Consider the following 8,311-nt stretch of genomic DNA (forward strand, 5'->3'; position numbering starts at 1 on the left):
CGATCGGGTCTTGACTCTGCAGTCAAGTGATGATTAAGTGTGATCCAGATCGCACCCTCGGGATAAGGGGAAGACATTCGTGCCAGATATGCCGATGCGGTGGGTCGAATCAGGCGAATGCGGCAACTGCGGCAACTGCCTAAAGCCGGCAGCGATCAGCGTGTGGCTGGCCTCGGACGAGTCGAAGTACGTGTCCGGCCAAGAATTGGCTATCGATGGCGGTCACATGTTGTTGCCCGGCCTCAACATGGCCAATATCGCCGAGGCGGCAGCGGCAGCCAACGGCTAGCAGCCTGACCAAATCGTGGTCCCGGACCGGTTGGACCCAGGAGTGCATGCTGAACCGAACCGGCCCGGACCAGTTTCAACCACCCAACCTTCAGTTCGACCCAACTCGTCCCGGCCGCCGCCATTAGTCCGAATCGCAAGGAATACCGTTGAATAGCAATATTATTCAGAGCAAGTCGTCAGTGCAGCCGACCACACTGCCCGGGTTGCTCAGCGATGCATTGCCCGGGCACGAGTCGATATTTCTGCTGTGTTCGGATCGAAACTGGACTTACGCAGAGTTCTCCCGCACGGTCGACAGCCTTGCCTCGGGTCTTCTTTCACTGGGAATCCGACGCGGCGATCGCGTGGCCATTGCCGCACCCAACTCGGCGCAGTGGCTTCTTACGTGGTTCGCAGTCACCAAAATCGGTGCCGTTCTCGTCACGCTCAACGTGGCATACCGTGAGCGGGAATTCCGCTTCATGCTCAATCAGTCCGGGGCTGTCATGTTGATCAGCTGTGCTCGCGATGGCGAGTTCGACTTCGTCGATTTCTTGGACGAGCTGAGGCCACGTATTCCCACGGTGAGCCACTACGTCTTTCTCGGAGAGCGCGGATTCGAGGATAGCCGCCAGTGGGAGGATCTCTTGGTCGACGACGTCGACATTCAGGCGCTTACCCACGCCGAATCCTTGGTGGAAGAGCATGATCCGGCGGTGATTCTGTACACCTCGGGAACTACCGGAGATCCCAAGGGTGCCACGTTGACCCACACCAGCATCATTGCCTCCGCGCGCGCTCAAGCTGCACACCTCGATCAAACAAGCGACGACGTAGCGATCGGACACATGCCCCTCAACCACGTCGGCGGCATGACGTGCACTGTGGCTGCCGCCATGAGTGTGCGAGGCAAAGTAGCACTCTTGCCCAGATACAGCCCGACAGTGGCTCTGCAGGCTATCGAGCGGCACGCAGTGACGATATTCATCGGGGTACCCACTATGTACACCTTGGTATTGGATCTTCCGGAGTTTGCTGCTAGGGACACCTCCTCAATCCGCACGTGCGTGATCGGCGGTTCCAACGTGGAACCGGCAATGGGACGGCGCATTCTCGACACGTTCCCGGGCTCGCGGTTGGCCAACTTGTACGGACTTTCCGAAACGTCCGGAGGATGCATAATTTCTGCTGCAGACGACGACTTGGCCACTCTCGTCGAGACGCTCGGCGTCGGTATCGGTGACTTCGAGGTCCGCGTCACCGACGACGAGCACAACCCGCTGCCGTCGGGCAGTGAAGGTGAGTTACATATTCGAGGTAGGTGCGTAACCAGTGGGTACTGGGGAAACCCGGTCGAAACCGCCAAAGCGTTCCTCGATGACGGGTGGCTGGTGACCGGGGACATTGCTGTCATTCGGTCGGATGGGCGAGTAGCCCTGTGCGGACGGCAGAAAGAGATGTACGTGCGTAGTGGCTACAACGTGTATCCCGTGGAAATCGAAAATGTGCTGGCCGCAGACGAGACGGTTGCGATGTGCGCTGTCGTCGGCGCACCCGACACACTGCTCGGCGAAGTCGGGTACGCGTACGTGGTCCCGGTGCCGGGGAGCATCGTCGATGTCGATGCATTACTGGCCAAGTGTGCTAGCCAACTGGCCCGCTACAAGATCCCTGCCCGAATCCACATTGTGCAATCGTTGCCGCTGACTCCGTCCGGCAAAATCAAGAAGGTTGAGTTGCAGTCGGCGGCACGGGCGGCGGCGGAATCGAGTTGAGCGTTCTCGTTGTCGTCGTGAAGGTCTCGACAATCTGGGCGGACAGGAGAACCTCAATACCGTGCGCCTCTATCCCTGCTGGTGTTGGTAGAACGGGTTGTCCTCGGAAGCTGCGCGCAGCGCAACGCTCGCATACCGCTCGTATCAACACTGAACTTGAACGACCTGGAGGTGCCTCACTTTGAGGGGCGCATTTACGAGCGCGATTCGTCAACTACCCACGGTGTTTGACGTCACGTCGACCCGACTCCGGAGTCGCCCTGCGAAAATGCGCTTGGATTGCTCCGAACGGTGTCCAATCCAGGTCAAGCCAATTGGCTCTGAAAGGTCGTCGAGTCGTCTCGGCTATCGTCTACTCGATCAGATCGGAGTTTGCCGATCGGGATGCCCGGAAGTGAATGTAGTCGTATGCGGAGACGACTCCAGCACGCAGGAAGGGGTCTTGGTCCATCAGAGCCTTGACATGGTCCAAGTGCGCGAGAGGTTCCATCGGCCGGCGATCTGTTCCGCACCGATTCCTGGATTGGGAAAATCGTCTCCGAAACGCTGCGCGTCATTCGGGGCGCGCTTCATGTGCCGGACACCGGGGCTGTTACGTGTTGTCACTCACTACTGAGACGATTCGCCAGGCGGCAGCATCTCGTGCCAAAAGAAATACGTCGATTGCATTTGATGGCTCTTGGTGGATGAAATTCATCGTAAAATTCTGATGTACTACCGCGACGGAGCCGAATACGTCAACGGTTCGGGTGGTCGGTGTCTCTGTGTAGCCGTGGTCGCTGAGGTTGTGTTGCATTTGCGCTCGACTGTATTCCTCGAGGCTCATGACCGTAATTGCGTCATCCTGTGGAAACACGCGCAGCGCAAGGGTTGCAGATGGGACGAACAACCGGCAGAAGTCCTGCCATTGAGGCTGCTCTCCTGGCTCGAATCCGATCAGTTCGTAAGCTTCGTCGACGATCGAGCCGATACGTTCTTTCTCGGTCACTGGATCACCCGCGCATACAGTGTCGGGCCGATCTTCGGCAGTGCAGCGCAGGGTCCAGTGTGCGCTCCGAGATCCTCGACGTTGGCCTTCGCATTGTGGTGCTTACCGTTATGGGGCATGCCTCGTCCTTTCGGAGCGCTTGGTACGTAGTTCACGCCGTAGCCGGCCGGGGATCGATGACGAAAGCTCCGATGTCGCGGTGGGCAAGCGCCTCGCTGATGTTGCCGTGCAACAACTCTCGTGCTTCGATGTTCGATCTCAGGTGGGCGTCCATGTGTGCCGTGATGAGACCTCGCCACGCCTGATGCGCTTTGGCACCTGGGACAATTTCGTCCGCTGGTACGACCGATGCGGCGACGAGTGGCCAGTTGCCGCATTCGCGTTGTGGGAAGAATGCGGCAATTCGGTGTGCGAATTCGCGCAGCCACTCCTGGCCGGTGTCGATGTCGTCGACGAAGTGGTTGTGATCGGCGGATTGCAGCACCACCATTTGGCGATCTTGGGTAGGGACACGACGGAGAAGTTCCAGTTGACCGTCGAGCGGCAGGAGCGCATCGCGATCGGCGGCGAGGAGGAGTGTTGCAGCCGGTTGCTTCCAGTCCAGGTCCAGGAGTGCCCTGAACAGGTTGGATTCGTTCGGGACGACGGGGGAGCGCCCGCCGGCGGGGCACATGGGGACGATGGCTGCGATCCGGGCGTCGCTCGCCGGTGCTTGGAGTGAACTCCAGCCTCCGAAGCTTGCGCCGGTGATACCGACCGCGCTGACGTCGACATCGAGGGATGCTTCGGCTCGGTCGACGAGGAAGGTGATGTCGCCCTTCCGAGCATCTGCGATTGCTGTCAGGTGATCGTGGAGCGCGCGCGGGTCGGTGGGCTGCGTCTGGGCCGACAAGAATGCGTCGACGTCGGTGTACGTGCTCAGAACAACATCCGGAGAGACAACGATGTATCCGTGACTGGCCAGGTGGGTTCCGATGAACGTCGACTCGCGCCGGAAGCCGGCCCAACCGTGGATCAGCAGAATCAAACGGTGGGGTCCTGGTAGTGCGGGTGCGTTGCGTATCGCTGCTTGTTTCGAGAGCTCGACGTCCGTGTCGTTCTCTGTGACCCAGCCTGGGGTGAACGAATCCTGTCGTTGAGGATCTAGGTCGTGACCGCGGACTTCGTCTGTGGCCGGGTACCAGATTTCGACGGGTAGCTCGCGGTTGCGCTCGTCGTCGAACCACGAGTCCGTGCGTACGCCTACTGGATGTCGTCCGCGATCGAATGAGTTGTAGGTCATGAAGACTCCTGGTTGTGCTGATCTGGCGATGATCTGGGGTCCGCACTGTGCGGGGTTGTGTGATCGCGGCGGAGGAGTGCCCACGCCATCCCGCCGAGGAAGAGAAGGAACATCAGGGCCGAAACAATCACGTTGGCAGCGCCGGTGCGTGCGGTGAACAGTTCGATATTTGCGATGATTGCCGCGATGACTGCTGCCAGGCAAGCGGCGGCCAGTCCTGAGGTGACGAGGACGACGGTTCTGGTTCGGGATGGGGTCCGACGGTAGAAATAGCAGATGATTGCGATGCCGGCCAGAAGTTCGAGGAGAGGAATGCCGATGATGGCGGGGGTACTTCCAAGGATGTACAGATCGAGGTAGGGATCCCCGTTGAAGAATGCGAAAGCGGCGATGACGACGAAAGTCAGTGCGGTATGCGACACGCTTGCTTTCCACGGCGTTCCCGACTTCTGGCGAGTTGTGTTGAGCCACTTCGGGGCCATGCCGTTCGACCCCATGGTCGCCAGGTACCGCGCGGTGGCGTTGTGGAACGCGAGGATGGAAGCGAACCAGCTCGCAACTATCAAGACCTCGAATACTTTGACTGCCCAGGTGCCCACATATGTCTGAGTCGCTGTGAAGAACATGGTTGTCGGATCTGTGGCGGCAGCCGAGACTGCACCGATATTTCCGTACGCGGTGATCAATGCCCAAGTAACGAAGGAATACAAGGCCGCCAGCGCCACTATCACGAGGTATGTTGCACGTGCGATGGAACGTTTGTTCTTCACTTCATTGGAATAGATTGCAGTCGCCTCGAAGCCTGCGAAGGCAGCGAAAGTAACTGCGAACATTGCACCGCTGTGCCCTCCGAAGACTTCCTTCGGTTGCCAGGGTGCGATCGAGGGGCCCTCTGCCCCTCCTTGCCACACAATGACGCAGGCCACTACGAGGAGCATGGCGATCTCGACGACAATAATGGCCCCGAGGATCTTGGCGTTGGCTTCGATCCTCAGGATGCCGAACACACCCATCAATGCTGCAACTCCGAGCGCCCATACGATCCAGGGCACCTCGAAGCCCAGCAGATCTTGACTCGCGATGTCCGCGAACACGGCGAACGCACCAGTGGCACCGATCGCTGCAAGGGCGTAGGTCGCCACTGCGACGTACGCGGCTCCCACCCCGGGGACCCGGCCGATGCCTTCGACCACGAATTCGTACAGTCCGCCGACCCGTTGGACCCGTTGGGCCATGGCGACAAAACCGACGGCGAAGAGCAACAGGACGACAGCGGTGACGATGAAGGCGCCCACCGTGCCGATGCCCCCGCGTCCGATGGCCAGGGGAACGGCACTGAGCACGAACCCCACGGGAGCCGCAGCTGCCACGACGAAGAAGAGCAAGTGCGGGGTGCCGAGGGTTTTTCGGCGAGAGGGCTGCGCGGGAATCTCTGCGTTGTGCTCGATCGCGGCCATGGGTGCTCCTCCAGAAGCAATCGTGACTCGGAGGTCTTCGCGCCGTTGGGAAGTCATTCCAAGCGTCGCCAAATCGTTTTGGCGATTGCCGAGGAGTGTGCCAAATCGTTTTTGCGTTTGTCAAGCGGTGCGATAGTGTCACGTGCATGGCGGGCGGCGGTCGAGCGAAGATCACTGACGTTGCGAGAGCAGCGGGAGTCTCTGTCACGACGGTCTCGCATGCGTTGAACGGTAAAGGGCGGGTCGATGCACAGACCCGTAGCCATGTTCAGCAGGTGGCCGCGCAGCTGCAGTACGTGCCGTCCCGGGCAGCTCGTCACCTTGTAGCCGGTGGTTCGGATGTGGTCGGGCTGACATTTCCGTCGATCGCCCGCTTGCCCATCGGCGAGTTGATGAGCACGGATTGGTATTCGCAGGTTGCCCTGACGGCGAGTCAGGCCGCCTTCGAGCATGGCGGAGCTCTCACGCTCCTGCCGCCGTTCGTCGAGACGATGAACTTGTCGAAATTCGGCCTGCGCGGGGTAGTGGTGCTCGAGCCCACGAGGGGCGACTTGCGCACCGAGATGCTCCGACAGTCGGCGATCCCGTACGTCACGATGGGCCTCGACCCAGGCCATCCAGACGTGCTCACCGTGACCCCGGATACGGCCCACGGTATCGAGAAACTCTTGTCACATCTACGAGCCATGGGAGCTCAGCGGATCGCTGTTCTATCTACCGATAGCGGATGGCACAACGAGGTTGTTGCGACTGAGGCGGCGCGCGAGTGGGCAAGCGTGAACAGATGCGCACTCAAGCTTCGAACAGTCGCTTTGGCCGAACAAGACACGCGCGCTGGGATTGTCGGTGCCGCTCGAGCTGCTACTTACGACCTCCTCACAAGTGACGAGGTCCCGGACGCCATCGTCGGTCTGTTCGAGGACTTCGGCATCGGCATCCTCGACGCCGCTTCCCAGCTAGGCCTGCGTGTGCCGGCAGATTTGCTCGTCGCTCAAGATGTCGACGGCTTCAAGGCCCAGCATTCGCGCCCACCGATCACTGCGCTCGACTTGCACGCAAGTGAGCAGGTGGCTTCGGCGATCGATCTTCTCATCTCCGATTCCCCGTCCGCGTCGATCACGGTACCCACCACTCTTCGGATCCGGGAATCCTCGAGCCGCTGAGCATCGAAGCGGGACCCCCTTGCGCCCCGCTTCGCCTACCTTCACCGCGGAGACCAAACGCGTCCTCCGCTGACCTCTCGAAGGCATCTTTCGACGGTCTCGAAATCGACGTGCTTTGTTCGTGCAGTGCGGATATCTCTATGTCCTCTTCCCGGCGAGCATGAGATCGCGGGTCTCCTCTGGGGTGCTGGTGCGTGATTAGAGACCATCTGCCTCCGGGAGACCCGCCCTCGTTGGCGGCGTCACACGGGTGGGAATTTCAGTGAGCGTCAGTGGGGAATTTCGATGAGCGCCGTCACCAGTTCGGCTTGCTTCAGTGGACTTACACATGGGCCAAACTGGGATGTCACCCGAGGCGTGACGCAGGAACGATCCTGTTCCACGCCGCGTGAGTGGACAACGCCAAGGGGCGCGCTGGACAGACGAACTGAGCGGCTTGAGTGCTTTATGTTCTCCGTATGACCAACGGGGACTCGTTCACGGCATTTCCAATACGGATCGAGCAACGCACGCGGTTAACAGGAACGGTCATACGGCAGTCGACGCCAGGATTGACCGACCTGGTCGGGGCGGTGGGTGTTGTAGCCTCCACCGAGGAGCCGGTAATAATGGTTGCAATGGAGCTACCTCGAGCGCGGTCGGCACGTCGAAACAAATCCGAACAGGAAATCGAGGACGTCGCGGCTCTTGTGCGCGATCACCTATCGGTCCCGAATTTAGAGCGAATCAGTCCCGGGCCACTTAGGAACGAGCCACCGGATTGCGTAGTAACCATTGGCGGGCATGAATTCGCTGTGGAAACCGCTCAGTTGATGCTCCCGTCGAAGGCGAACTATCCCAATGCGGTCGGGCGTTGGAAACATTTCGAGCAGCTTCGGGAACACCTGTTTCGCCACAGTGGACGCTTACAGCCACGCCTCCGTCAGCATCGAGGTTCCATGGTGTCGGTGTGGTTCAATTTCGGCGGAGAGAACCGACTCCCACCTCGCGGCAAAGAGATTGAACAGATGATCGACCACCTAAAGTCGGTGTCCCCGCCCGCCGAGGAAGTTGTCAACCAACGATACCGGGCGTCGGACACGATACCGGCGAATACTGTCATAAATCAGAACGCGGCTTGGAGCGTTGGTTGCACTTGGGCGGCCTTGCCTGCGGACTACAGGTCGAGCCTGCGGGCGACTTTGGGATTCGACATCGGGTTGGCGTATCACGACACCTTTACACGGTCCGACCTTCGGGCCGAGGTGAAGCGAGTCGTGCAGCAGCACGATGACACCTGAGGTTCCCCCCGGAAAGTGGACAGTGGTTACGCGGCCATGACAGGCGCGATCAGTGACTGTTCGTAGTTGGCGGGGCTGAGCATCCCGATTGTGGAG

The 8,311-nt window shown here is 60.0% G+C and carries 8 protein-coding genes; 4 read left to right on the forward strand and 4 right to left on the reverse strand.

The features are described 5' to 3' along the window. The first annotated feature begins 79 nt into the window (after positions 1-79). Both CH286_RS16335 and CH286_RS16340 read left to right on the forward strand, forming a co-directional pair. Positions 80-289, forward strand: coding sequence for a hypothetical protein (locus CH286_RS16335; RefSeq protein WP_176458265.1), 210 nt, complete (start codon positions 80-82; stop codon positions 287-289). 148 nt (positions 290-437) lie between these two features. After that, entirely contained in the window at positions 438-2,045 is a 1,608-nt protein-coding gene (locus CH286_RS16340; RefSeq protein ID WP_094609769.1) for a class I adenylate-forming enzyme family protein, read from the forward strand. A 592-nt stretch (positions 2,046-2,637) separates the two neighbouring features. Here CH286_RS16340 and CH286_RS16345 read toward each other — a convergent pair. Genes CH286_RS16345 through CH286_RS16355 form a run of 4 tightly spaced genes read right to left on the reverse strand, consistent with a single transcriptional unit; the run spans position 2,638 to position 5,772 of the window. Continuing rightward, a complete protein-coding gene (locus tag CH286_RS16345; protein ID WP_094609770.1) occupies positions 2,638-3,033 on the reverse strand; it encodes a nuclear transport factor 2 family protein in 396 nt (131 codons plus the stop codon). Further along, on the reverse strand, positions 3,030-3,152 hold the full coding sequence (locus CH286_RS28230; protein ID WP_255182679.1) for a hypothetical protein: 123 nt from the start codon (positions 3,150-3,152) through the stop codon (positions 3,030-3,032). The genes CH286_RS16345 and CH286_RS28230 overlap by 4 nt, the downstream gene beginning before the upstream one ends. 32 nt (positions 3,153-3,184) lie before the next feature. Further along, the gene (locus CH286_RS16350; protein WP_094609771.1) at positions 3,185-4,315 is read right to left on the reverse strand and encodes an alpha/beta hydrolase family protein; all 1,131 of its coding nucleotides are present in this window, start codon (positions 4,313-4,315) and stop codon (positions 3,185-3,187) included. Further along, entirely contained in the window at positions 4,312-5,772 is a 1,461-nt protein-coding gene (locus tag CH286_RS16355; RefSeq protein ID WP_176458266.1) for an APC family permease, read from the reverse strand. The genes CH286_RS16350 and CH286_RS16355 overlap by 4 nt, the downstream gene beginning before the upstream one ends. Positions 5,773-5,918: 146 nt before the next feature. Here CH286_RS16355 and CH286_RS16360 point away from each other — a divergent pair, with 146 nt between their 5' ends. Together CH286_RS16360 and CH286_RS27655 are read left to right on the forward strand one after the other, a co-directional pair. After that, positions 5,919-6,935, forward strand: coding sequence for a LacI family DNA-binding transcriptional regulator (locus tag CH286_RS16360; RefSeq protein ID WP_094609773.1), 1,017 nt, complete (start codon positions 5,919-5,921; stop codon positions 6,933-6,935). A 458-nt stretch (positions 6,936-7,393) separates the two neighbouring features. Further along, on the forward strand, positions 7,394-8,215 hold the full coding sequence (locus CH286_RS27655; RefSeq protein ID WP_141215853.1) for a hypothetical protein: 822 nt from the start codon (positions 7,394-7,396) through the stop codon (positions 8,213-8,215). The last annotated feature ends 96 nt before the right edge of the window (positions 8,216-8,311 follow it).

The organism is Rhodococcus sp. WWJCD1 (genome assembly GCF_002258735.1).
GTDB lineage: Bacteria > Actinomycetota > Actinomycetes > Mycobacteriales > Mycobacteriaceae > Rhodococcoides.